Origin of the sequence: Ruegeria arenilitoris (genome assembly GCF_013030985.1) — a bacterium.
GTDB classification, from domain to species: domain Bacteria; phylum Pseudomonadota; class Alphaproteobacteria; order Rhodobacterales; family Rhodobacteraceae; genus Ruegeria; species Ruegeria arenilitoris_B.
The window spans coordinates 142,456-164,912 of the sequence record NZ_WPYP01000001.1 but is presented as its reverse complement, the minus strand read 5'-3'; the positions used below and the strand labels follow the sequence as shown (position 1 = coordinate 164,912).

Genomic DNA, 22,457 nt, shown 5'->3' with positions numbered 1-22,457 from the left:
CGCCTAGATGTTTGCGAAAGCAGATAATCCGAGGTGATCCATGCGCGACCTTCCCTTTCCCGTCCGTGACGCAAACGCAGCCGGAGGAACCGGCGATCTTGGCAACCTTCCGGAATGGGATCTGACCGATCTGTATAGCTCGGAAGACGCGCCGGAACTGTCGCGCGATCTGGACTGGCTTGAGGGCGAATGCGCATCCTTTGCTGCGGACTACGAAGGCAAGCTGGCCGATCTGGATGCCGAGGGCCTTTTGACCTGCGTGAAGCGCAACGAGAAAATCAACGCCAAGGCGGGCCGCATCATGTCTTTCGCCGGTCTGCGCTATTACCAACTGACCACCGACGCCGAGCGCGCCAAGTTCCTGTCGGACATGCAGGAAAAGATCACCGTTTTCACCACGCCGCTGGTGTTCTTCACGCTGGAAATAAACCGCATCGACGATGATGTACTGAAGGCCCATTTCGACGCCAATGCCGATCTGGCGCGGTATGAACCGGTCTTCCGCCGCATCCGCGCGATGAAGCCATACCAACTGTCGGATGAGCTGGAAAAATTCCTGCACGATCTGGGTGTTGTCGGTGATGCGTGGGAACGCCTGTTCGACGAAACCATCGCCGGGCTGACTTTCGAGGTCGACGGCGAAGAGCTGAACATCGAAGGCACTCTGAACCTGCTGACAGAACAGGACCGTTCGAAACGCGAAGCTGCATCGCGCGAACTGGCAGCTGTGTTTCAGGACAACATCAAGACCTTTGCCCGTGTCCACAACACGCAGGCCAAGGAGAAGGAAATCGTTGATCGCTGGCGCAACATGCCGACGGCACAAACCGGTCGCCACCTGTCAAATGACGTCGAACCCGAGGTGGTCGAAGCCCTGCGCGAAGCCGTCGTGGCCGCCTACCCCAAGCTGAGCCATCGTTATTACGAACTGAAACGCAAATGGCTGGGCCTGGACGTGATGCAGGTCTGGGACCGCAACGCGCCGCTGCCATTGGAAGACACGCGCATCGTCGGATGGGACGAAGCCGAGAAAACCGTGATGGACGCCTATAACGCCTTCGATCCTCGCATGGGTGAGATTGCCGCGCCCTTCTTCAGCAAAGGCTGGATCGACGCTGCGGTGAAACCGGGCAAAGCTCCGGGTGCGTTCGCACACCCGACCGTCACCGAGGTGCACCCTTATGTGATGCTCAACTACCTGGGCAAACCGCGTGACGTGATGACCCTGGCGCATGAGCTTGGCCACGGTGTCCACCAGGTGCTGGCCGCCGATCAGGGCGAGATGCTGTCGTCGACCCCGCTGACGCTGGCCGAAACCGCCTCGGTCTTTGGTGAGATGCTGACCTTCCGCAAAATGCTGGATCAGGCAGAAACGCCGGAACAGCGCAAGGTTCTGCTGGCCGGCAAGGTCGAGGACATGATCAACACGGTCGTCCGCCAGATCGCGTTCTACGACTTCGAGTGCAAACTCCACGCCGCCCGCCGCGAAGGTGAGCTGACCCCGGACGACATCAACGCCCTGTGGATGAGCGTTCAGGCCGAAAGCCTTGGCTCGGCATTCGAATTCATGGACGGGTATGAGACCTTCTGGGCCTATATCCCGCACTTCGTCCATTCACCCTTCTACGTCTATGCCTATGCCTTCGGCGACGGCCTGGTGAACGCGCTGTATTCGGTTTACGAAAGCGGATCGGAAGGGTTCGAGGACAAGTACTTCGAAATGCTGCGCGCAGGCGGATCGAAGCACCACAAGGAACTGCTGGCCCCGTTTGGGTTGGACGCAAGTGATCCGAAATTCTGGGACAAGGGCTTGTCGATGATCTCGGGCTTCATCGACGAGTTGGAAGCGATGGAAGCGTAAACCCTCGCTCACAAACCTATCAGACGCGCTCGGATAATCTCCGGGCGCGTTTTGTTATGCGACAACGCTTTTGAGCTGCTTCAGATCGCGAATGACGACGGATTTGTATTCACTCTCGACGCCGATATTGCGCAACTTGCCAAAAGCACGTGACAGGCTCTCGGGCTTCATCCCAAGCATTGACGCCAGAACGACTTTGTCGAATGGCAACTCAAGCTTGCTTTGTCCGCCCTGTTTGTCGGACAACCGAAGCAGAAAATTGCACAAACGCTCATAGCCGGTCAGAACCTTCAGTTCCTCCACCTCGTGCATCATCTCGTGCAAATGAGATGACGCCGCAGTCAGCACGGCCACGGCGATCTCGTGCGCGGCATCGTGGCAGGCGCACACGGCCGAGATATCAACGTACAGAATTTCGCAATCCGAAACGGCCTCGACATTGGCTGTGCTTGGTGCACCGCGCAGCGCCGAGATTTCATCGAAACTCTGCCCGTTTGTATGCATCGCCAACATCGCCTCGTGGCCTGATGGCGAAACCCGGTAAAGTTTGACCCACCCCTCCAAAACGATCTTCAGCTTTCGGCACGGTTCGCCTTGTAAGCAGATCGTCTGGCCACGGGTGAAAGACCTTTTTTGAGCACGAGCCAGCAGGCACTTGCGCACTTTTGGCGACAATTGATCCAACATTAGGCTGGACTGCTGAGGGTCTTGGCTAAAGTCAAACATGGCGGCTTCCGGCTGAGAACTGAAACTGTGCTAGCGGAATCAATCAAATATCAGTTTGATATGGATCAATTTTTAACTAATTGTAATATTAGGGTAAATTCAGAATCGGCGTCGAATATGCTTAAACAACAAGAGATTAAAGTGCTCAAAAAACAGTCATTTTAATTGACTATCCTTTAACACTCGTCGGATTATTCCGCCCCAAAATAGCACTTCACCATCACATTCCTGCTGACAGTCCAGACGCAGTTTCACACCCGTAAGGGCGATTCGGCTTTTTTCGGGAATCGGCTCTTCGCATTCGGCGCAATGGGTCAGGCTTTCCCCCACGGGGTGCTTCTGCGCCTGCATCCGGGCCAGTTCGTCCGAAATGGACGCCTCAATCTGTTCCCTCACCGCGCCATCGCGCGCCCAACTGCCTGCCATGGGCTTCTCTCCTGATATCGAAGCAACACAGGAAACTGCTGGTACTGTTCGGGCTGAACGCAAGTGATCCCATATTCTGGGCCAAGGGCCTGTCGATGATCTCGGGTTTCATCGACGAACTGTAAACAATGGAAGTCTGATTACTTTTGGCTTTTGGTCGTCAGGAATACGGCGGCCACGATCAACATGGCTCCGAGGGCTGCAATCGGTGTGATTGCGGCCCCCAGAAATATGGCCGAGTTGATAAAGGTGAACACGACGGATGCGGCAAACATCAACGTCGCGGTCAGCGTCGACACCCGCGCGGCGGCCTCATACCAAAGATAGTAGGCCAGCGCGGTTGGCAACACCCCCAGCAAAAGCAGGAACACCACATCATTAACCGTTGGCACCTGCAGTGAGAACATGGCCAGAGGCAGCAGCAACACGCCTGAGCACGTGAAGATGCCGAACAGGAAATTCAACCGTTCCCCCGTCGATTCCGAGTTGCGCATCGCCCGGCTGCTGGAGACCAGAAACACCGCCCAGCTGAGCCCCGCCCCGATTTCCAGAAGATCGCCGAACAAGGGTTCTCCGCCCCCCTGAAAATCCTGGTAAACGGTAAGAAAAACACCCAGAATGGCCAAACCGGTGGCCAGAACGTCGGTGCGTGTGACCGGCGTGTCGGCAAAGAAATACAGGAATACCAGAACAAAAAACGGCGCTGTGTTCTCTAGCACCATGGCGTTGGCGGCACCGGTATGCTCGAGCCCGATATGGAATAGGATGTAGTTGACCACGGTGGACAATACGGCCAGTCGAAAGTTCCAGTCCCCCAGCCGGATCGAGATGGGAACCCGCATCACCCGTAACATGCAATAGATCGCCAGAGCCGCGATAAACAGGCGCGTAACGGCGATTTGCAGCCCACCCAGATCGCTGGTCAGATAACGGACAATGACGCTGTGCGTGCCCCACAGGAAGGCGGCAAGAAACCCAAGAACCAGACCGTTTTGCAGAAGGTTGATTTTGGGCATCCCTCTGCCCGCTTATTTCAGCTGACTGTCTTTGGACCCACGCCGGTTGATGCCTGCGCGCGCCTTGAAGGACCCGTCGCGCTCTTGCTGGCAGTCCAGGCACAGCTTGACGCCCGGCAAGGCCAGCCGCCGTTTCTCTGGAATCGGCTCTTCGCATTCGGCGCAATGGGTCAGGCTTTCCCCCACAGGGCGCTTTTGCGCCTGCATCCGGGCCAGTTCGTCCGAAATGGACGCCTCAATCTGTTCACTCACCGCGCCATCGCGCGCCCAGCCGCCTGCCATGGGCCTCTCTCCTGATCAGGTGCCCGACAGATTAACGCGACGGTGCGGGACGTGGCAAGTCAGAGGGGTACGGCCCCTTCCAGAACCCGATCAATCATTTCCTGCGTCCCGCGCGAGAATTCCAGCGGGCACGGATACTCTGCCCCTTCGCGCATCGAACGGCAGAATGCCTCGACCTGCAGTTTGTAGTGGTCGTCGCCCGGAAAGCGCGTGACCTGAACCTCAAGCCCCGGGCGATGCAACTCTACTCGCGCCTCGCCAAAGACCCGCGCGTTGAACGGCGCGGTCAGACGGATCACACCACCTTCGCCGTGAAACACCATCTCTTGATGCGGGTGCATCCGGATCGAGAAATAGCTGGAATAGGTAAAACCCGGAAATTGCGCACGGATTTCCGTAAAGGTGTCGATCCCATCCTCCCACCGGATAGCAGAGTCGACCTGCACCGGCTCTTGCCCTGTCGCAAACCGCGCGCCGCCGATCACATAGACACCAATGTCGCGCAGCCCGCCGCCACCGGTTTCTGCGCGGTTGCGGATGTTTCCGGTGTCCGCGCGATTGTCAAAACTGAACGCGCCCGTCACATGCACCAGCTTACCGATGGCCCCATCCGCAATCAGCTTTCGCACCAGCTGCCACTGCGGGTGATGCACGATCATATAGGCCTCGGCCGCCAGCAACCCGGTCTCATCCCGTTTTTGGATCAGCGGCGCGAACTCGGTCGCAGTCATGGCCATAGGCTTTTCACACAGTACATGCTTGCCTGCGTCCAGCGCCTTGAGAGCCCATTCCACATGCAGGTGATTGGGCAAAGGAATGTAAACCGCTTCGATCTGAGGATCGGCAAGCAGAGCATCGTAGCTTTCGTAAACCGTCAGATCTGGGCAATAGGCCTGGAACGGTTCGGCCTTGGCCGCGCTGGAAGTAGCCAGCCCTGCCAGACGCGCGCCACTGGCTGCGTGAATCGCCGGCGCCATGAATTGACGCGCAAACTTGGCAGCGCCCAGAACACCCCATTGAACTGGTTTTTGCATATGTTCCTCCGACATTCGTGACTTCGGTAAAATCTAAAAGTTATCGCTAACAAAGCTTTTCTCGCCCTTCTAGCAACCCTCGGACGTTAAGTCAGGCTTTTATCTGCTCCGTACCGCCCTAATCTGCCCCCATCAGTCGGGAAGGAGAGAAAATGAAAAGGGTCTTCAAATGGATAGGCGGTCTGCTTTTGCTTGCAGTGATCGTTGGGGCCGTGGTGTTTTTCGGGTTCTTGCCGCCTTACATCGAAGCAAAACGCAACGCTGTGATCGACCACGCCCCTTTTGACGTATCAGGTGACGCCGAAGCCCTGCACGAAACCCTGATTGTTGGTGACCTACATGCAGATCCTTTGTTGTGGAGCCGTGATCTGACCGAGCGCGGCACACGGGGTCAGGTCGATATTCCCCGCTTGATCGAAGGCAACGTCGCCCTTCAAGTCTTTACTGCCGTGACCAAATCCCCGGCCGGACAGAACTATGAGGCAAACTCGGCCGAGGCCTTCGACAACATCACCCTTTTGGCGATCGGGCAGCTTTGGCCCCTGCGCACATGGGGCAGCCTGAAAGCGCGCGCCATCTATCAGGCCGAAAAGCTGCACCAGTTCGAGGCCGCCTCGGATGGGCAACTGAAGGTCGTCAAAACCCGGGCCGATCTGAACGCTGTGCTGTCCGCGCGAGCGGCAGGTCAGCCGGTTGTCGGAGGCATTCTGGGCATCGAAGGTGCACATGCGTTGGAAGGTGATCTGGGCAATCTGGGTGCCTTGTTCGACGCTGGGCACCGCGTCTATGGCCTGCACCACTTTTTCGACAATGAACTGGGCGGATCGCTGCATGGCTTTGGCGACGCCGGCCTGACCGCGTTCGGCCGTCAGGTGGTGACCGAACTGGCCCAGCGCCCCGTCGTCATCGACCTTGCCCATTCCAGCCCGCAAGTCGCCCGAGAGGTGATCGCGATGACCGACGTCCCCCTGATTGTCAGCCACGGCGGTCTTCACGGGTTCTGCCCGGTCAAACGCAACTTCCCTGACGATCTGATGCAGGAGATCGCCGCAACGGGCGGAGTGATCGGCATGGGCTATTGGGCGGATGTGACCTGCGGCGATATCTCTCCGACGGGTGTCGCCAGGATGATCAAAGCCGCGATCGAGACCGTGGGCGAGGATCACGTATCGTTGGGGTCGGACTATGACGGGTCGGTCGAAACGGCGTTTGACACCTCGGAATTGGCCGCATTGACGTCGGCCTTGCTGGTGCAGGGGCTGACCGAAACGCAGGTTCGCAAGGTGATGGGTGAGAACATGGTGCGCGTTTTCAGGCAACAATTGAACTAGGTGAAGCTTGCGCCGTAACCGCTTGATTTCAAGAACGGGATTCACGCAAGAACCGGTGAGAAACTCGACTATTTCAAATCTCGACATCCGAATTTCGTGATCCGTATTTCGGCTCTCTCCGTACCAATTGTATCGCCGATGGGAAGAGGTGCTCTTGCAGGCCCTTTCCCAGTCAAAGGTGGCAACCAGGGTGGGAGATGAACCGAAATGCCAGAAATGACAGACGGACCAACGATCACGGAACGCGTTATTCAAATAAGCGGAGACCCGGGAACATTCGACAACAACGGCGGGGATTTCGACATCCTCCGTGAAGCCGTCATCGCGGCGGGACTTGCAGGGACACTGGACAGCGACGCAGTCGACCTGACCGTGTTTGCGCCAACCGATGCGGCCTTCGTGGCCTTGGCTCAGGCCTTGGGCTATGGCGGCTCGGATGAGGCCGGGGCGCTTGGACACATCGTGAAAGCGTTGACCCTGCTGGGCGGCGGTGACCCCCTGCCCTTGCTGACCAACATTCTCAAATACCACGTCGTCGACGGGTCATTTACCAAAGAAGCCGTCGTCAGCCTTGGGGATGGTGCCCAGATCGAAACCTTGCTGGGTACAAATCTGGAACTGAACCTGTTGAGCTCGCCTCCAAGCCTCGAGGACGCCGATCCCGGCATTGCCGACCCGGGTTTGATTGCCTTCGACGTCGAGGCCTCGAACGGAATAATTCATGTGCTTGACGGAGTGCTGCTTCCGGTCTCAGTCACCGGCATTCTGGGGCAGAAAAACACGGATTTCATCATCGGTGACGACTCGGATGAGTTTCACTTTACCGGGCGCGGTCAGGACTTTGTGCATGGCGGCGGCGGCAATGATTTCATCATCGCCGGGCGCGGCAATGATGTTGCCCTGGGTGGCGCTGGACATGACATCATGTTTGGTGGCCGCGGCAAAGACATCCTGCGCGGTGACGAAGGTGACGACTCCATCTTTGGCGGTCGTGGCAAGGATCTGATCGATGGCGGAGCCGGTGATGACTTTCTGATCGGCGGTCGCGGGCGCGACACCTTCTTCTTCGACGATGGTGACGGAGAGGACCTCATCCTCGACTTCAAGGTCGGTAAGGACAAGATCGACCTCAGCGCCTATGACGGCATTCACAGCTTTGAGGACATCGAAGACCACATCTCGGGCGGATATTACAGCACAACCATCGAGTTGGCGGATGGCGACAGCATAGACCTGATTGGCGTTCGGGCCGGACAATTGTCCGAAAGCGATTTTGTTTTCGCCTAAGAAAAAAGCCCGCCGTGAAAGGCGGGCTTTCCTTGCTGGCGCAGGCTTTAGACCGTGCTCAGCATTCCTTTTTCACGCGCAAGTTCACGCATTTTCTTTTGCAGCTTCTCGAAGGCACGAACCTCGATCTGGCGAATGCGCTCGCGGCTGACATTGTACTGCGTGCTCAGCTCTTCCAGCGTGACGGGCTGATCCATCAGACGGCGCTGAGTCAGGATGTCTTTTTCCCGGTCATTCAGCACATCCAATGCAGCCGCCAGCAACTCGCGCCGCGCGTCCAGTTCGTCGCGCGCCTCATAATCGCCAGCCTGATCGGCATCTTCATCCTCAAGCCAGTCCTGCCACTGCATCGTGCCTTCGCCTTCGGACCCGACGGTCGCGTTCAGCGAGGCATCGCCACCGGACATCCGGCGGTTCATGCTGATCACTTCGTCTTCGGTCACACCCAGATCATTGGCGATCTGCGCGACGTTCTCGGGACGCAGGTCGCCCTCTTCCAGTGCACCAATGCGCGCCTTGGCCTTGCGAAGGTTGAAGAACAGCTTTTTCTGCGCCGAAGTCGTGCCAAGTTTCACCAAAGACCACGACCGCAGGATGTATTCCTGGATCGAGGCGCGGATCCACCACATCGCATAGGTCGCCAGACGGAAACCCTTTTCCGGGTCGAAGCGTTTGACCGCCTGCATCAGGCCCACATTCGCCTCGGAAATCACTTCGGCCTGCGGCAGGCCGTAACCGCGATAACCCATAGCGATCTTGGCGGCCAGTCGCAGGTGCGAGGTGACCATTTTATGAGCCGATTCAGTGTCTTGCTCTTCCACCCAACGCTTGGCGAGCATGTACTCTTCTTCCGGTTCCAACAGCGGGAACTTGCGAATTTCCTGCATATAGCGGTTCAGACCGCCTTCCGGCGTCGGCGCGGGGAGATTTGCGTAATTTGCCATGTTTCATGTCCCTCCGACAAATGTTTAAGTCGTTAACATGGATATGGGATGCCACCCCAATCCGTTCAAGAGGTACCGTTAACAGTTTGGAATTAACGATTGATAAAGGAAACCTAAGAAAGTCTTATTCACGCAACTTTGCGCATTATGTCAGCGGCGTGCGAAGCTGATCAATGAGTTTCTGCATGTCTTCCGGCAATTCCGCTTCAAAGCGCAGGTTTTCCCCCGTAACCGGATGTTCAAAACCCAAAACAGCAGCATGAAGCGCCTGACGTGGAAAGGCCCGGACGGCCTCAGAGGTCGCCACACTGAACGCCTTTGCCGCCAACTTGCGCTTGCCGCCGTAGACCGGGTCCCCCACCAGCCCATGCCCGGCATGCGCCATATGAACACGGATCTGGTGCGTGCGGCCAGTTTCCAGCCAGCATTCGATCAGCGCCAGCCCCGCCGGATTACCAAAGTTCTCGACCAAACGCGCCCGCGTGACCGCATGGCGGCCGCCGTGAAACAGAACAGCCTGTCTTTGCCGGTCAGTCTTGTGGCGCGCCAGTTGCGTGGTCAGGCGCATGATATTACCGGGTTCAAAGCTGACGCCTTTCACCCCGCGCAGACGCGGGTCATTCGCATCCGGCACGCCGTAGCAGATGGCTCGGTAATACCGCTCGACCGTGTGCGCCTCGAACTGGGCCGCCAGCCCGTGATGTGCCGCGTCCGATTTGGCAACGACCAGAAGGCCACTGGTTTCCTTGTCGATACGGTGCACGATACCTGGACGTTTTACCCCGCCCACCCCAGACAGGTCATCGCCACAATGATGCAGCAACGCATTGACCAGCGTCCCGTTCGGCGAACCCGGCGCAGGATGCACGACCATGCCTGCCGGTTTGTTGATAACGATCAGATCGGCGTCCTCAAAAACAACCTCCAGAGGGATGTCTTCGGGACCGATATGACTGTCCTCGGCCTCGGCCACGGTGATAGACACCGAGGTCCCTTCGGCAACTTTGGCCTTGGGGTCGCGCGCTTCAGCACCATTGACCAGAACGGCGCCCTCATCGATCAACTTGGCCAGACGCGTGCGCGACAGGTTTTCCTCGGCTGGCACATCGCGCGAAAGCGCCTTATCAAGGCGTGGCGGCGGATCGGCCGCGATCTGAAATTCAATCTGACGGGTGCCCATGACTGTCCCTTCCGAACCCCAAGAACCGCAGGAAACGCCACAGCTTCGCCTGCTGCGGAGAATGGTCATGCTGCTGACCGCGGTGATGATTGGCGGGGTTCTAGTGACATTCGCACTGATTGTCATCCGGCTATCGGACAGAACCCCCACCCTACCCGATCAGGTCGAGCTGCCCGATGGTGCAAAGGCGCAGGCCGTTACCATTGGCAACAACTGGTACGCGGTGGTGACGGATGACAACCGCATTCTGATCTTTGACAAGACAACCGGCCGCCAGCGTCAGGAAATTATCATCGAGCCCTGACACTCAGTTCTCCAGCGCCATACGGAACACGATCTCGGACGCGCGGCGCAGGGCCTCATATTCCTGGGCCACGTCACGACGGAATTCCTGATCCTCTTCGCTCAGCTCAACAGGGTCGAATAACTGAGGCCGCTCGGGGAAAAACTCCTGCTGGAACGCAACATCATGGCTGGCGACGAATTCGTCCAGCCAAGCCCGTTCCTGCGGCTCCAAAACATCGTACCGTCGAATCATGACCGGATCGTCGACGACGCGCCGGCGCAGACGACGACTTTCCTGGCGCCCAAGCGCCCGGGACACGATGCCAAAGGCCTCGCTGGCAGCACGCGATTGCGACAGGTTTGAGGGCCGCTCGGCCACACCGCCATCGGGCACAGACACACCGATACGCGACATGAAATCGTCCACCACATTCCCCTGCACCATCTGAGAACGATCATAAAGAACCGGCACGATGACGACCCCCGGAAAGGCTTGTCGGATTCGATCCAGTTTTGCCGAAAAGCTGTAGATCCCCGGGTCAGCCTTGATCCTGCTCAGCAAGTTCCCGACATAGTCGGTTGCACTGCCCCCCAACCGGCCGTTCTTGGCGCGTTGCTTGTAGTCAGCCTCGAGGAAATCGGAATACCTGCGACAATAGTAGGTGATCCGCAGCTCGCGCGAGGGGATTTCCGCAAAGACTTGCGCCAACCTGCTCAGGTCGCAGTTATAGAACATTTCGGACGACACCAGACAGGTTTGATCCCTGTGCGCCCCGTATTCGACAGCCATAGCCTCGCGGAACGCGTCCATCGGCTGATTGGTCTGGTTCATGTGAAAGGCAATGATGTTGTGGCTGATCGCAAGACGGCCCTGGCCTTCATTGCGGCGCCGTCCGGTTTCCATATAGCGCAGCCCCACATCGGCAAGCTGAGCCTTGTTCTGCTGCACATATCCCTGAAGCGCAGTCGTGCCGGTCTTGGGCATACCCAAATGCAGCCAGAGCATCAGATGCCTCCTGTTTCAGATGTGATCTCGCTCATTCGCTTTGACTGGCCGCAAAATCCGCCGTCATCCGCTGCATCAGGTCCTGCATCTCGGGTTGTTCACGCAGTTGCGCAATCTTCTGTCTGTGCAGGTCGCAGGACATGTGGTGCAACCGGGACGTCTCGGGATCTGAGAGCAGTTCGTAATACTGCTCGCGCTTGCGGTCGAGGATGGCATCGATCGAGCCGTCTTCCTCGGCGTTGTGGTTCATCATGTCCCAATACTCCATGCCAAGGCTTTCCCCCGTATGGTGGGCCCGGCCGCGCAGTTTCTTGACCAGATAGCTTTCGCAGGACTTCAGCGCATAGTGGTTGATCTGCACCAGATCATAGCCAATGGAATCGCGCGCAGACCGCCAGCTGCCGGTAAAGTACCGGTCCGGCATCAACTGCCCCGATCCGTTGTACCAATGGCACTCATCCATGGACTCGACCGTGGGCCGCTTTGGCCTGTGAACCCCCAGGGTGCCCCAAAGCCCGCGCTGAAACATTGTCTTGAAACCCCAGGCCTGTGGCGGTCGGTGTTTTTGCTGCTGCGCCGCGCGTCGAAACTGATCCGACAGGAATCGGTCTTCATACCGAACGACACCTGCATTCCCGAACAGCCGCCACGTCATCGAGATCATTTTCGCATCCGGCACGGCATCAGTCAGCGCCCGCAGCGTGTTGTCCCCGGCTTTGATATTAATGTGTTCGTCAGCATCGATCACGAGCACCCAATCCTGAGGCCGCGCGATCTCCATCTTGAGGAATTTCCTGTAGGCCCGTTTTTGCGGATTGCTCTGGCGGCGTGCATTGTTGTCGACATGGGTCAGGATGCCCCTTTCATCCAGCCGCTGCAGCAGCGCATCCGTGCCATCGGTGCAGTCATTGGTCATCACGACAATCTGGTCGATACCGATTGCACGGCAATGTGCCACCCACTCCAGCACAAAGGGGCCCTCGTTTTTCATCGGGGTCACGCTGATATATCTGGGATCGTGGTCAGACACTTACTCGCCTCGTGTTTTACCGCTTATCGCACCTGCGCCCGAAATTATGCGGTTTTTGCTCGGGCCACAGCCTAGGCTTACTGAGAGCAACAGCCAAGAGGTATCCGGCACCGTTTTGAACACCTGCGCCATTCTCATCGGGTACGAGCCAGTTGGTTTGCAAAACGCTTGAACGGCGGAAACAGGTCATTCGCTTTTTTCAGGTAAGGCCGCGCCTTCCCCTTGTTGCCGCGCCGCAGGTGAATGTGTCCGGCCTCGCCCTGAATGACCGCGGAGTTTTCATCGAGGTCTGCGGCTTGAATGATCTGGTTTTGCCCTTGCTCGACGGCCTTGTTCCGTTCCAGAAACTTCCCCATCGCAAACACCAGAAACGGGTTTCCGGGATCACAAGCCAAGGCTTCGGCCAGTGTCATCCGGGCGCGCGCCACATCGCCATCCGCCTCGTAAAGCACCGACAGGCGTTTATGATATAGCGGGTTTTCTGGCCAGCCGGATGAGATTTTCCGCGTTTCATCGATGGCTTGCTGTAAGTTGATGGCACCCAAATGCCAATGCAGTACAGCCCTGCCCGACAAAACACCCGGGTCATCAACGCTTAGGCCCTCAAGGCTGTCGAACCCTTCGGCCAACCGCTCCAACCGGGAATGATCACCAAAAAACCTGCGGGCTTTTTGATCCAATGCCAGATCGGACCAATCCATCAAAACGAAATCGAAATTGCAGGGCTGCCTGACCAGAACCTTGTGCTGCACCAGGTATAGATTGTTGAACGGTGGAAAGCGCCGCCGCCGAACCTGTCTCTGCACCCGCCAATCCGTCGGAGGAAACAGGCGGGCGGAAATCTGATCGCGGTACAACATTCGCGACGCCAGCACCGCAACATCCGGACGCAAAGGCTTGCCCCAAAACGCGCGTGCCAAATAACGACTGGCCGACCACCGTTTCTTTTGCGCCCCCAGTGTTGCCGCGCGCAACGCAAGCAACACGGCATAGTCCTCGGACCACAGATTTCCGTTGTCCAACCCGGCTGCGGCAAGCTTTTCGCATTCCTTCCACTTTGACAGGTAGAAACAGTTCATAGCCTGCAAAAGCGGCATGAACGCGTTGTCGGCCCCTTCGTCCAGTATGGGCCGCGCCAGTTCATAGGCTTTTTCTGTTTCATCCTGCGCGCATAAATACTGAGCGGCCTTGGCATAGATATGTGCTGCCTCAGACGCGTTCAAAAAGGCATTGGGCCCTTTGGAAACACGGTCAATCACGCGATGATTGGCCACAGAGATTTCATCTTCGGACAGGACGTCCTTGAACACCAGGCGTTGCCGCCCCGATATCCGAGCAGCGGCCATTGAAAACGCCGATATGTAGGGGGCCACCACATGCTCGGCCCGTGACATCGTGTACAGTTCAAGAAAATCGCGCTGCGCCCGCGTCATATCGGAGACGTCCGCAATGTCCGACATCCGCAACAGTTCGGGGTAGCGTTTCTGGAATCGGCTGATCAGTTCTGGCTGATCCGAAAACATGATGGCCGTTTGCCCGGTGGTTTTCTCCAGATGCGCCTCGTACAACTCTTCCGGCTCGATCTTGGCGGGCCAGGTCGTGTGCTTCCACGGCAACCCGTTCAGAATGTCCCCGCGCCGGATGTGATAGGCCGACACCCCCTGCCCGGACAGCTTTTCATCCGCGCGAGCCATGATGGCGCGGATCTCGTCCGTGAAACCGATATGATGGATGAAGTCCCGGTATCGTGGGCGGATCGCCTCGATGTCCTCCCAAGGGAAGGCCAGCACCTCGAACCCCTCCTCGACCAGAACCGAGCGGCCCGCGTTGAGGTGTGCAACCAGCCGATCCGGAGTTTTGTCCCCCTGAAAGGCCCAGACCGGCAGGGCCTTTTTGGAAAGCCTATCGAATTCCTTGGCGCTGACAAAGCGCGCATCGATCCAGTCCTGTTCGAACAGTTCCTGCGGCTGATCCAACTCGGGCGCGTCCGATCCCTGCGGAAACCAGTTCACTTTGTACGAAGTGTCAAAATCCTCGGCCAGACGGACGCAGGTCAGCATCATCAACAGGCGCGCGCCCATGCGGTCTTTGCGCTGTCCGATGAACACTCCTTTTGCAGGCATCATTGAGAGCTTTCGGCCAAAGCAGCGCGACGCAGCGCCCGGAACCTCTGGCGGGCCTGCCGGACTAGTTGCGAGTGACTCTCGCCGGCCTGCGCCTCGATGGCGCGCATGACCATGGGCAGACGGCGGCGGGCGCGCATCATCCGGTAAAATTCGTCCGGTGTCAGAGACCCGTCCATCGCCTTCAGCATGACCGGCTTGAGAATATCCAACTTGCGCAGCATTGGCGCGGCGAAGTGGTTCGAAAACCACGTCTTGAGCAATACGACGTTTTCGCCCTGCAACCGCGTGACCTGCTGCCGGTCGAGGTCAAAAAACGGATCATAGAACACATAGGCCTTGCCCGCCGTCTTCACCGTCTGCGCCGCGTCCCCCAAAGGCAGGTCCCAGTCCTGAACCTGACCAAAACGATACCGGGTCTCCCACGGCACCAGACGTTCATCCAGCGTGGTCTGCGGGTTGAACGCAATCACCTGGGCACCGGGAACCAGTCCGGAAAAGGTCAGCGCCCCGAATCCGCCCATCGAGGCGCCGGCAAAAACGACATGATCGAACTGGTCGAAAAACCCCTCGGCCGCGCGGTTCTGGAAATACGAGATGATTTCGGGGTCGCGATACCACGCCTTGGTGCGTGCAAAGACCCCCATGTGGGACCAGCCCTCATCCCGGAAGAACTTCCACCCCCAGGGTTCGCGTGCAAAGGACAAATCGTTGGCATTGGCGATATTGTCGAAACTCACAACCAGATGCGACGCTGAGCGCTGATGAAACAGCACCGAATGGCGTTCCAGCTTTTGCAGAAACCCGGCCCCGTCGCCGCCCGGATACAGTTCAACAAACCATGGCGGCGCGGGATCGGTCAGAATACGCTCGTACCCCGTCTTGCGGTCGGGGTGTTCGGGTTTCAGCTGCTCTTTCGAAAGGTCGTCTGCCATGTTCCTCAGATGAGATTGTCCGTCAGCCACATCCGGAAATCCACCCAGTCCGGACGCATTTTGATCTCGGCGATTTTTGCGCGGTGCCAGTCGCAGGCCCGGGCGTGCAAATCTCCCAGTACCGGGTCTGCCTTCAACTCCGCCAGCAGCGGTACCGCGCGCCGAGCGATGGGCTGAATGGATGGGTCAGTTTCCTTGTTTGCGTTCATGTCCTGCCAGTAGGACTGCCCCTGATCCACCTTGATATGGTTGGTTCTCCCTCGGTCGCGCTTGATCAGAAATCCATCCAGCGACCGGACCGAATAGTGGTGCAGACGTCCAAGCGAGTGGTCAAACCCCGGCCAGGCTCGCCACCCCACCTTATCGGCCGGGTGCAGATTGCCCCCGGCGTCGGACCAGGCAACCTCGGCCTCCTTGCCCTCTTCTACACCCTTCGGGCGATGTGGCCCGAACCGCGTGAACTTGCCGTTGTTGCGAAACAGGGTCTTCAGGCCATAGGCCCGGCCCGAGTGATAGGGAAACTCCTGATCGCCCATCTCGAATGCTTCGGTTACCGGTCGGTCTTCAAAACTGATATTACCGGAGCTTCCAAACAGTTTCCACGCGAATGAGATCGCATCCACAGGCTGACCTGCGCGGCGTTCGACCTCGGTGATCAATGCGCCAAAGCTGTTGTCGCCGTGGCGGATGTTCCAGAACTCATCCACATCCAGGCACAGGAGCCAGTCGGCTTCTTTCACCTTGGGTTGGCGCCGCGCCCGCCGCAACATCTGATGCTGCGGGTTACCACCCTCTTTCACCTCGTTCGAGACGTGGGTGGCCAGCCCCAGTTCCTGCAATCTGCGGGCGATATCGTCGGTACCGTCATCGCAGTCGTTGGTGAAAATCACAAAGTGATCAACACCCAACGTCTTATGAAACGCGACCCATTCAAGCATGTAGGGGCCTTCGTTCTTCATCGTGGTGAATACGGTTATGGCCTGCGACATCAAAACTTCCCGACTTGTATTGACGTTCGTCATACACAACCCCGAGGGCGTGGGCGAGACAGGAAATCACGACAAAGATAATCCAGGGCAAACTGGTGCAACTCTACCCGCCCCATAACGGGCCAATCGCCAGATTGTCTGATGAGAATGGTGCGGTCGAGAAGACTCGAACTTCCACGGGTGTTACCCCACAGCGACCTCAACGCTGCGCGTCTACCAATTCCGCCACGACCGCACTGCCAATGACTTGGTAGAGGGGCGTATAGACGCTGATGATCGGGATGTGAAGAGGCAAAAAACACGCCGGTTTGAATTCTCTTTTTGTACCCATATCTATAGCTGCACAGTAAACTCATCAGCCCATCAGGAGCCCGGACATGACTTCGACCGATCCCCGCCCCGTTGTTCAGATCGACATTGTCTCGGACGTCGTCTGCCCCTGGTGCATTGTCGGTTTTCGGCAGCTTGATCTGGCCCTTCAGCAGGAAAACGTGCTGGCGCGCCTCAGGTGGCATCCGTTCGAACTGAACCCCACTATGGCGCCCGAAGGCCAGAACCTGCGCGAGCATATCATGGAGAAATACGGAACGACCGCCGAACAGAGCCAGCAGGCCCGTGATCGACTGACGCAGCTGGGTGCGGAACTGGGGTTTGCGTTCAACTTCGACGATGACAGCAGAATGGTGAACACCTTTGCAGCGCATCAACTGCTGGATTGGGCTGAGTCTCAGGGTCGGCAGCATCCGCTGAAGCTGGCATTGTTCCAAGCGTATTTCACCGACCAAAAAGACGTCTCGCAGACTGATGTCCTGCTTGATGCGGTTGCGGCTACCGGGCTGGACGCTGACGCCGCGCGATCCGCACTCGAATCCGGTGCGCATGTCACCGCAGTGCGCCAAAAGCAGGAGTTCTGGACAAGTCGGGGTATCTCGGGCGTTCCGTCGATGGTGTTCGGCGGCAAATACCTGTTGACCGGAGCGCAGGGTACGGACACCTATGCTCAGGTTCTGCAACGCTGCCTGACTGAGGCAGCCTGACCCCTTTCCCTTGCCGCACCTGCGCGATATGGAACCGCCATGGAATGGAAGATCACCGACGGGTTAACCGACTATACCGAAGCCGTCGCCTTCATGGAGGCGCGGGTGGCTGCTATCGCTGCGGGCGAAGCGGACGAATGCGTGTGGTTGCTTGAACATCCGCCGCTTTACACGGCAGGCACCTCGGCCAGGATCGAGGACCTGACCGATCCTGACCGGTTTCCGGTTTATGAAGCCAAACGCGGCGGGGAATACACCTATCACGGCCCCGGTCAGCGCGTGGCCTATGTCATGCTGGACCTGAACAAGCGCGGCAAGGACGTGCGGGGCTTTGTCAAAAAGCTGGAAAACTGGGTGATCGCTGCGCTGGCAGAATTCAACGTGCAGGGTGAGATCCGCGACGGTCGCGTCGGCGTCTGGGTGCGCCGGGACGACAAACCCCTGACCGCCACCGGCCAGCCCGCCGAAGACAAGATCGCCGCCATCGGTCTGCGCCTGCGAAAATGGGTCAGCTTTCACGGCATCTCGATCAATGTCGAACCGGATCTCGAGCATTTCTCGGGCATCGTTCCTTGCGGCATTACCGAGCATGGGGTCACGTCTCTGGTCGATCTGGGCTTGCCGGTGACAATGGCCGATGTCGATGTCGCCTTGCAGAAAACCTTCTCGGATTGCTTCCAGCCGGTCCAAGCCTGACCCGACAACGAATCGCTACCGGCTGAAACGGAGATTAACAATCTCTTGCCGCTGGTATTTTTGTTTCCGAACCTGAACGTAATCCACCGTTTTGCTCAAATGTTTTGGGTTTTATCGGGGGAAAGCACACACCGAAGAATACAAATCGCGCGTAAACGGGTACTCTAGTCTTACCGTTCTAGAGTGAGTGGTGTGTTAAACCGGTGACCCCGGAAAACCCGGGTATTCGGAAAAGTGTTTGGTTACGAGTCTGCCGTTCCGACCCCAAATCGGAACGGCAATTTCTTTTTCAGGCCTGAAGAAAACTGTGATGCCCAAATCGGGGTGGTGTGGTGCAGGCCAGGTCGGTCCGTTCCAGTTCCAACGTCACGTGACCGATCCCGAACCCGGTCTTCAGTGTTTCCTTCACAGCCAACCGTATGGACTCCGCGTCTGTCCAGTGTTGGGCAGCGATTTCGAGATGCGCGGTCAATGCGGGCTCACGCTCCTGCATACTCCAGAGGTGGATGTGGTGAACACCGGCAACGCCCTCAGTCGTCTCGATGGCGGTGGCGACATCTTCGGGGATCAGATCGGACGGCGCGCCCAGCATCAGAACCCGGATGGTTTCTCCGATCTCGGATTTGACGTGCCACAGGATGTAGACCGCGATCAGGATCGTGACCGCCGGATCGACCCATGTCCAGCCGAACAGGATCACAGCGGCACCCGCAATGATGACGGCAACCGACCCCAACGCGTCGGCCACGTTGTGAATGAAGGCCGCGCGAATGTTCATGCTGTCCTTGGCCATCGTATAGGTCAGCGCGGCGGTTATCAGGTCGACAATCAAAGCAAGGGCCGCGATCCAGACCACCATCCATCCATTGACGGGTTCAGGCTGGAAAAACCGCATGATCCCTTCGTACATCAGATAAACCGACAGGACGATCAGCGTCGTATAGTTGATCAGCGCTGCAACCACTTCGGCGCGCCCGTAACCGAAGCTCATGCGCGGATCGGCAGGGCGCCGGGCAATTTTGCGGGCAAAGAACGCGATGATCAGTGCGATCGCGTCCGAGAAGTTGTGCAGCGCATCCGCGATCAGCGCCAGTGACCCCGAGAGTATTCCGCCAATGACCTGCGCAAAGGTCAGCAGCATGTTGACTGCTATCGCGCCAGCAACGCGCATGTCGCCTTTCGCGGGGTCAATGTGAGTGTGCCCGTGGTGATCATGTGGCATCTTACCGGTGTTCCTTGTTTCGGTTGCCCACCTCATGTAATCCCTCTAGCCACTAGAGGTTCAAGGGGCGAAATACGAAAAATGTACTCGATCGGAGAGCTGTCCCGCCGCACGGGCGTCAAGGTGCCCACAATTCGGTTCTACGAAGACAAAGGCCTGCTGCCCAAACCGCACCGAACGGCCGGAAACCAGCGTCGGTACGACGAAGCTGCCCTGAACCGCCTTCGGTTCATTCGCCATGGGCGTGATCTCGGTCTTCCCTTGGGCGACGTCGAAGCACTGTTGTCTTTGGAAGGGGCGCGCGGGTCGGATCTTGACCGGGCGCACGAAATTGCCGAACGGCAACTGATTGACCTGCGGGGCAGGATCACGCAGCTGCGCAGGCTCGAGGCTGAACTGACCCGCATTGCAGCAGCCTGCGATGGTGGGCACGACCATGTTTGCGCCGTGGTCCACGCGTTTGGCGACCACAGCGCATGTCTGGGTCCGCATGACAGCAAAGACTGATCAGACCAGTGCCGCTTTGATCTTTTCCGCGTGCTGCGCGATCAGATCGAAGTCGCCCATCTGACCCGGGGCGCGCAGCGACACACCTTCGTAGCGCGGCAGGACGTGGAAATGCAGGTGGAAAACCTCCTGCCCGCCTGCGGCCTCGTTGAATTGCTGAACGGTGACTCCGTCGGCGTCAAAGGCCTTGACCACGGCTTTGGCCAGTTTCTGCGTGGTTGACAGCACGACGGACAGCTGTTCGGGCGTTGCGTCCAGCAGGTTTCGGCAGGGCGTTTTGGGGATCACCAGCAGATGCCCATCGGATCGCGGCATGATATCCATGAAGGCCAGCGTATCGTCATCCTCGTACACGCGGGTCGAGGGGATTTCTCCGCGCAGGATCTTGGCGAAGATGTTGTCGGGATCGTAAGCGGCCATATCAAGTCTCCGATTTCGGGTATTGAGCGTAGTTCTGCGGCCCCCACCCCCAAGGGTCAAGGCGGAACTCTGCCGCGTCGCGCGAATGGGAGATTGCGGCCCCTTGAAATACCGGAACCAATAGCCAGATATGCCCTGTTCATGGCCAATATTTCGCGGGTTTTCCTCCGACCCGCGACAATTAATCTTGATCCAGATCAAACTCGGCCATTGAAGGCGCCTCTTTCGCATTCTAAAACCAGCAATAATACCGCGCGCCGGAGAGGTCCGGCAGCGCGGTCAGTTGCAACAGGAGGCACCTATAATGGCAGACGCAGCCATTCATGGTCACGGCCATGAAGACCAGCGCGGCTTTTTCACTCGCTGGTTCATGTCGACTAACCACAAGGACATCGGGATTCTCTACCTGGTCGTCTCGGCACTTGCCGGTCTGATCTCGGTTCTGATGACCGTTTACATGCGGCTTGAATTGATGGAACCCGGCGTTCAGTACATGTGCCTGAGCGAAACCGGTAGTTCCGCCGCGCGTCTCTTCTCTGGAGGAGAAACCTGCGAGTTTGGTCCAAACGGCCATCTTTGGAACGTGATGATCACCTATCACGGTGTTCTGATGATGTTCTTCGTTGTCATCCCGGCCCTGTTTGGCGGATTTGGCAACTATTTCATGCCGTTGCAGATCGGTGCGCCGGATATGGCGTTCCCGCGGATGAACAATCTGTCCTTCTGGCTGTACGTCGCCGGTACCTCTCTGGGTGTTGCCTCGCTGCTGGCTCCGGGCGGCAATGACCAGGCCGGTTCGGGCGTGGGTTGGGTTCTGTATCCACCGCTGTCCACGACCGAGGGCGGCATGTCCATGGACCTTGCGATCTTTGCCGTACACGTATCGGGCGCCTCCTCGATCCTCGGCGCGATCAACATGATCACCACCTTCCTGAACATGCGTGCCCCCGGCATGACCCTGTTCAAGGTGCCACTGTTCAGCTGGTCGATCTTCGTCACGTCGTGGCTGATTCTGCTGTCGCTGCCGGTTCTGGCGGGCGCAATCACCATGCTGCTGATGGACCGCAACTTCGGCTTCACCTTCTTTGATCCGGCCGGTGGCGGTGACCCGGTCTTGTATCAACACATCCTTTGGTTCTTCGGCCACCCGGAAGTGTACATCGTGATCCTGCCCGGCTTTGGTATCATCAGCCACGTGATCGCCACCTTCGCGCGCAAGCCGATCTTCGGTTACCTGCCGATGGTGTGGGCGATCATCGCAATCGGTGTGTTGGGCTTTGTCGTGTGGGCGCACCACATGTACACCGTCGGCATGTCGCTGCGTCAGCAGGCATACTTCATGCTGGCCACGATGGTCATCGCGGTTCCGACAGGCGTTAAGGTTTTCTCATGGATCGCGACCATGTGGGGCGGCTCGATCGAGTTCAAGACACCGATGCTGTTCGCCTTCGGCTTCCTGTTCCTGTTCACCGTCGGCGGTGTGACCGGCGTTGTGCTGTCGCAGGCCGGTATCGACCGCGCCTATCACGACACCTATTACGTGGTTGCGCACTTCCACTACGTGATGTCGCTGGGTGCCGTCTTTGCCATCTTTGCCGGTGTGTACTTCTACTTTGGCAAAATGACCGGTCGCCACTACTCGGAGTTCTGGGGCAAGGTTCACTTCTGGCTGTTCTTCATCGGCGCCAACCTGACCTTCTTCCCGCAGCACTTCCTGGGCCGTCAGGGCATGCCGCGCCGCTACATCGACTACCCCGAGGCCTTCGCCCAGTGGAACTATGTTTCGTCGATTGGTGCGTTCATCTCCTTCGCCTCGTTCCTGCTGTTCTTCGGCATCGTGTTCTACGCCCTGTTCCGTGGCGCACGTGTGACCGAGAACAACTATTGGAACGAATACGCGGACACCCTGGAATGGACCCTGCCCTCGCCGCCGCCCGAGCACACGTTCGAGCAGCTGCCGAAGCAGGAAGACTGGGACAAGGGCCACGCGCACTGATCTCCTCCAAACCCAAAGAAAACCCCGCCAATTCGGCGGGGTTTTTTCGTTACTGCTTAAATATGCTGCCAAAAGTCGCCAGAACCGCCAAAATCGGCTATCCTGTCAGTGTTTAGACATCCGG

22 protein-coding genes and 1 tRNA gene are annotated in these 22,457 nt (G+C 58.0%); 8 read left to right on the top strand and 15 right to left on the bottom strand.

Annotation, left to right across the window (positions count from 1 at the left end; all coding sequences use genetic code 11):
• The first annotated feature begins 40 nt into the window (after positions 1-40).
• Positions 41-1,861, top strand: coding sequence for a M3 family oligoendopeptidase (locus GOX88_RS00835; protein ID WP_170397900.1), 1,821 nt, complete (start codon positions 41-43; stop codon positions 1,859-1,861).
• Between the two features lie 54 nt (positions 1,862-1,915).
• Here GOX88_RS00835 and GOX88_RS00830 read toward each other — a convergent pair whose 3' ends face one another.
• The 5 genes from GOX88_RS00830 to GOX88_RS00810 all read right to left on the bottom strand — a co-directional run bounded on the left by GOX88_RS00830 (position 1,916) and on the right by GOX88_RS00810 (position 5,345).
• Positions 1,916-2,548 carry a Crp/Fnr family transcriptional regulator gene (locus tag GOX88_RS00830; RefSeq protein ID WP_254436125.1) on the bottom strand — a complete coding sequence of 211 codons (633 nt, stop codon included), beginning with the start codon at positions 2,546-2,548 and terminating at the stop codon, positions 1,916-1,918.
• 195 nt (positions 2,549-2,743) lie between these two features.
• Positions 2,744-3,013, bottom strand: a complete 270-nt coding sequence (locus GOX88_RS00825) for a TraR/DksA family transcriptional regulator (protein WP_170397896.1) — start codon at positions 3,011-3,013, stop codon at positions 2,744-2,746.
• Positions 3,014-3,153: 140 nt separating this feature from the next.
• A complete protein-coding gene (locus tag GOX88_RS00820; RefSeq protein ID WP_170397894.1) occupies positions 3,154-4,029 on the bottom strand; it encodes a DMT family transporter in 876 nt (291 codons plus the stop codon).
• A gap of 12 nt (positions 4,030-4,041) precedes the next feature.
• A complete protein-coding gene (locus GOX88_RS00815; protein WP_170397891.1) occupies positions 4,042-4,311 on the bottom strand; it encodes a DksA/TraR family C4-type zinc finger protein in 270 nt (89 codons plus the stop codon).
• A 59-nt stretch (positions 4,312-4,370) separates the two neighbouring features.
• The gene (locus GOX88_RS00810; RefSeq protein WP_170397888.1) at positions 4,371-5,345 is read right to left on the bottom strand and encodes a Gfo/Idh/MocA family protein; all 975 of its coding nucleotides are present in this window, start codon (positions 5,343-5,345) and stop codon (positions 4,371-4,373) included.
• Between the two features lie 152 nt (positions 5,346-5,497).
• On the opposite strand from GOX88_RS00810, the gene GOX88_RS00805 reads away from it, so the two are divergent.
• On the top strand, positions 5,498-6,676 hold the full coding sequence (locus GOX88_RS00805) for a dipeptidase (RefSeq protein ID WP_170397885.1): 1,179 nt from the start codon (positions 5,498-5,500) through the stop codon (positions 6,674-6,676).
• Between the two features lie 207 nt (positions 6,677-6,883).
• Positions 6,884-7,963, top strand: a complete 1,080-nt coding sequence (locus GOX88_RS00800; protein ID WP_170428103.1) for a fasciclin domain-containing protein — start codon at positions 6,884-6,886, stop codon at positions 7,961-7,963.
• Positions 7,964-8,010: 47 nt separating this feature from the next.
• Here GOX88_RS00800 and rpoH read toward each other — a convergent pair whose 3' ends face one another.
• Positions 8,011-8,907: an RNA polymerase sigma factor RpoH gene (rpoH, locus tag GOX88_RS00795; protein WP_170397879.1), complete on the bottom strand. Its 897-nt coding sequence runs from the start codon at positions 8,905-8,907 to the stop codon at positions 8,011-8,013.
• Between the two features lie 145 nt (positions 8,908-9,052).
• Positions 9,053-10,087, bottom strand: a complete 1,035-nt coding sequence (locus GOX88_RS00790) for an RluA family pseudouridine synthase (RefSeq protein ID WP_170397876.1) — start codon at positions 10,085-10,087, stop codon at positions 9,053-9,055.
• Here GOX88_RS00790 and GOX88_RS00785 point away from each other — a divergent pair.
• Positions 10,086-10,391 carry a DUF6476 family protein gene (locus GOX88_RS00785; protein ID WP_170397873.1) on the top strand — a complete coding sequence of 102 codons (306 nt, stop codon included), beginning with the start codon at positions 10,086-10,088 and terminating at the stop codon, positions 10,389-10,391. The genes GOX88_RS00790 and GOX88_RS00785 overlap by 2 nt on opposite strands.
• A gap of 3 nt (positions 10,392-10,394) precedes the next feature.
• On the opposite strand, the gene GOX88_RS00780 is transcribed toward GOX88_RS00785, so the two are convergent.
• From GOX88_RS00780 to GOX88_RS00755, 6 genes are all read right to left on the bottom strand, one after another.
• Complete coding sequence (locus GOX88_RS00780) at positions 10,395-11,378, bottom strand: hypothetical protein (RefSeq protein WP_170397870.1); 984 nt, start codon at positions 11,376-11,378, stop codon at positions 10,395-10,397.
• A gap of 31 nt (positions 11,379-11,409) precedes the next feature.
• Positions 11,410-12,408, bottom strand: a complete 999-nt coding sequence (locus tag GOX88_RS00775; protein WP_367648049.1) for a glycosyltransferase family 2 protein — start codon at positions 12,406-12,408, stop codon at positions 11,410-11,412.
• Between the two features lie 134 nt (positions 12,409-12,542).
• Positions 12,543-14,534: a hypothetical protein gene (locus GOX88_RS00770; protein WP_170397864.1), complete on the bottom strand. Its 1,992-nt coding sequence runs from the start codon at positions 14,532-14,534 to the stop codon at positions 12,543-12,545.
• Positions 14,531-15,466 carry a hypothetical protein gene (locus tag GOX88_RS00765; protein ID WP_170397861.1) on the bottom strand — a complete coding sequence of 312 codons (936 nt, stop codon included), beginning with the start codon at positions 15,464-15,466 and terminating at the stop codon, positions 14,531-14,533. The genes GOX88_RS00770 and GOX88_RS00765 overlap by 4 nt, the downstream gene beginning before the upstream one ends.
• Positions 15,467-15,471: 5 nt before the next feature.
• Positions 15,472-16,455, bottom strand: a complete 984-nt coding sequence (locus tag GOX88_RS00760; protein WP_170397859.1) for a glycosyltransferase family 2 protein — start codon at positions 16,453-16,455, stop codon at positions 15,472-15,474.
• A gap of 148 nt (positions 16,456-16,603) precedes the next feature.
• Positions 16,604-16,690, bottom strand: a tRNA-Leu gene (locus tag GOX88_RS00755).
• Positions 16,691-16,832: 142 nt separating this feature from the next.
• Between GOX88_RS00755 and GOX88_RS00750 the strand changes: the two genes are divergently transcribed.
• Together GOX88_RS00750 and lipB are read left to right on the top strand one after the other, a co-directional pair.
• On the top strand, positions 16,833-17,492 hold the full coding sequence (locus GOX88_RS00750) for a DsbA family oxidoreductase (RefSeq protein ID WP_170397856.1): 660 nt from the start codon (positions 16,833-16,835) through the stop codon (positions 17,490-17,492).
• A gap of 39 nt (positions 17,493-17,531) precedes the next feature.
• Complete coding sequence (lipB, locus tag GOX88_RS00745; RefSeq protein ID WP_170397854.1) at positions 17,532-18,188, top strand: lipoyl(octanoyl) transferase LipB; 657 nt, start codon at positions 17,532-17,534, stop codon at positions 18,186-18,188.
• A gap of 289 nt (positions 18,189-18,477) precedes the next feature.
• Here lipB and GOX88_RS00740 read toward each other — a convergent pair whose 3' ends face one another.
• Positions 18,478-19,410 carry a cation diffusion facilitator family transporter gene (locus tag GOX88_RS00740; protein WP_170397852.1) on the bottom strand — a complete coding sequence of 311 codons (933 nt, stop codon included), beginning with the start codon at positions 19,408-19,410 and terminating at the stop codon, positions 18,478-18,480.
• An 81-nt stretch (positions 19,411-19,491) separates the two neighbouring features.
• Here GOX88_RS00740 and GOX88_RS00735 point away from each other — a divergent pair, with 81 nt between their 5' ends.
• Positions 19,492-19,917, top strand: a complete 426-nt coding sequence (locus GOX88_RS00735) for a MerR family transcriptional regulator (RefSeq protein WP_170397850.1) — start codon at positions 19,492-19,494, stop codon at positions 19,915-19,917.
• On the opposite strand, the gene GOX88_RS00730 is transcribed toward GOX88_RS00735, so the two are convergent.
• On the bottom strand, positions 19,918-20,337 hold the full coding sequence (locus GOX88_RS00730) for an HIT family protein (protein WP_170397848.1): 420 nt from the start codon (positions 20,335-20,337) through the stop codon (positions 19,918-19,920).
• 304 nt (positions 20,338-20,641) lie between these two features.
• Here GOX88_RS00730 and ctaD point away from each other — a divergent pair, with 304 nt between their 5' ends.
• Positions 20,642-22,333, top strand: coding sequence for a cytochrome c oxidase subunit I (ctaD, locus tag GOX88_RS00725; RefSeq protein WP_170397846.1), 1,692 nt, complete (start codon positions 20,642-20,644; stop codon positions 22,331-22,333).
• The last annotated feature ends 124 nt before the right edge of the window (positions 22,334-22,457 follow it).

Excerpts from the sequence above, each read along its gene's own strand:
- GOX88_RS00835 (WP_170397900.1), top strand. The coding sequence starts at position 41 with ATGCGCGACCTTCCCTTTCCCGTCCGTGACGCAAACGCAGCCGGAGGA.
- GOX88_RS00830 (WP_254436125.1), bottom strand. The coding sequence starts at position 2,548 with ATGTTGGATCAATTGTCGCCAAAAGTGCGCAAGTGCCTGCTGGCTCGT.
- GOX88_RS00825 (WP_170397896.1), bottom strand. The coding sequence starts at position 3,013 with ATGGCAGGCAGTTGGGCGCGCGATGGCGCGGTGAGGGAACAGATTGAG.
- GOX88_RS00820 (WP_170397894.1), bottom strand. The coding sequence starts at position 4,029 with ATGCCCAAAATCAACCTTCTGCAAAACGGTCTGGTTCTTGGGTTTCTT.
- GOX88_RS00815 (WP_170397891.1), bottom strand. The coding sequence starts at position 4,311 with ATGGCAGGCGGCTGGGCGCGCGATGGCGCGGTGAGTGAACAGATTGAG.
- GOX88_RS00810 (WP_170397888.1), bottom strand. The coding sequence starts at position 5,345 with ATGCAAAAACCAGTTCAATGGGGTGTTCTGGGCGCTGCCAAGTTTGCG.
- GOX88_RS00805 (WP_170397885.1), top strand. The coding sequence starts at position 5,498 with ATGAAAAGGGTCTTCAAATGGATAGGCGGTCTGCTTTTGCTTGCAGTG.
- GOX88_RS00800 (WP_170428103.1), top strand. The coding sequence starts at position 6,884 with ATGCCAGAAATGACAGACGGACCAACGATCACGGAACGCGTTATTCAA.
- rpoH (WP_170397879.1), bottom strand. The coding sequence starts at position 8,907 with ATGGCAAATTACGCAAATCTCCCCGCGCCGACGCCGGAAGGCGGTCTG.
- GOX88_RS00785 (WP_170397873.1), top strand. The coding sequence starts at position 10,086 with ATGACTGTCCCTTCCGAACCCCAAGAACCGCAGGAAACGCCACAGCTT.
- GOX88_RS00790 (WP_170397876.1), bottom strand. The coding sequence starts at position 10,087 with ATGGGCACCCGTCAGATTGAATTTCAGATCGCGGCCGATCCGCCGCCA.
- GOX88_RS00780 (WP_170397870.1), bottom strand. The coding sequence starts at position 11,378 with ATGCTCTGGCTGCATTTGGGTATGCCCAAGACCGGCACGACTGCGCTT.
- GOX88_RS00770 (WP_170397864.1), bottom strand. The coding sequence starts at position 14,534 with ATGATGCCTGCAAAAGGAGTGTTCATCGGACAGCGCAAAGACCGCATG.
- GOX88_RS00765 (WP_170397861.1), bottom strand. The coding sequence starts at position 15,466 with ATGGCAGACGACCTTTCGAAAGAGCAGCTGAAACCCGAACACCCCGAC.
- GOX88_RS00760 (WP_170397859.1), bottom strand. The coding sequence starts at position 16,455 with ATGTCGCAGGCCATAACCGTATTCACCACGATGAAGAACGAAGGCCCC.
- GOX88_RS00750 (WP_170397856.1), top strand. The coding sequence starts at position 16,833 with ATGACTTCGACCGATCCCCGCCCCGTTGTTCAGATCGACATTGTCTCG.
- lipB (WP_170397854.1), top strand. The coding sequence starts at position 17,532 with ATGGAATGGAAGATCACCGACGGGTTAACCGACTATACCGAAGCCGTC.
- GOX88_RS00740 (WP_170397852.1), bottom strand. The coding sequence starts at position 19,410 with ATGCCACATGATCACCACGGGCACACTCACATTGACCCCGCGAAAGGC.
- GOX88_RS00735 (WP_170397850.1), top strand. The coding sequence starts at position 19,492 with ATGTACTCGATCGGAGAGCTGTCCCGCCGCACGGGCGTCAAGGTGCCC.
- GOX88_RS00730 (WP_170397848.1), bottom strand. The coding sequence starts at position 20,337 with ATGGCCGCTTACGATCCCGACAACATCTTCGCCAAGATCCTGCGCGGA.
- ctaD (WP_170397846.1), top strand. The coding sequence starts at position 20,642 with ATGGCAGACGCAGCCATTCATGGTCACGGCCATGAAGACCAGCGCGGC.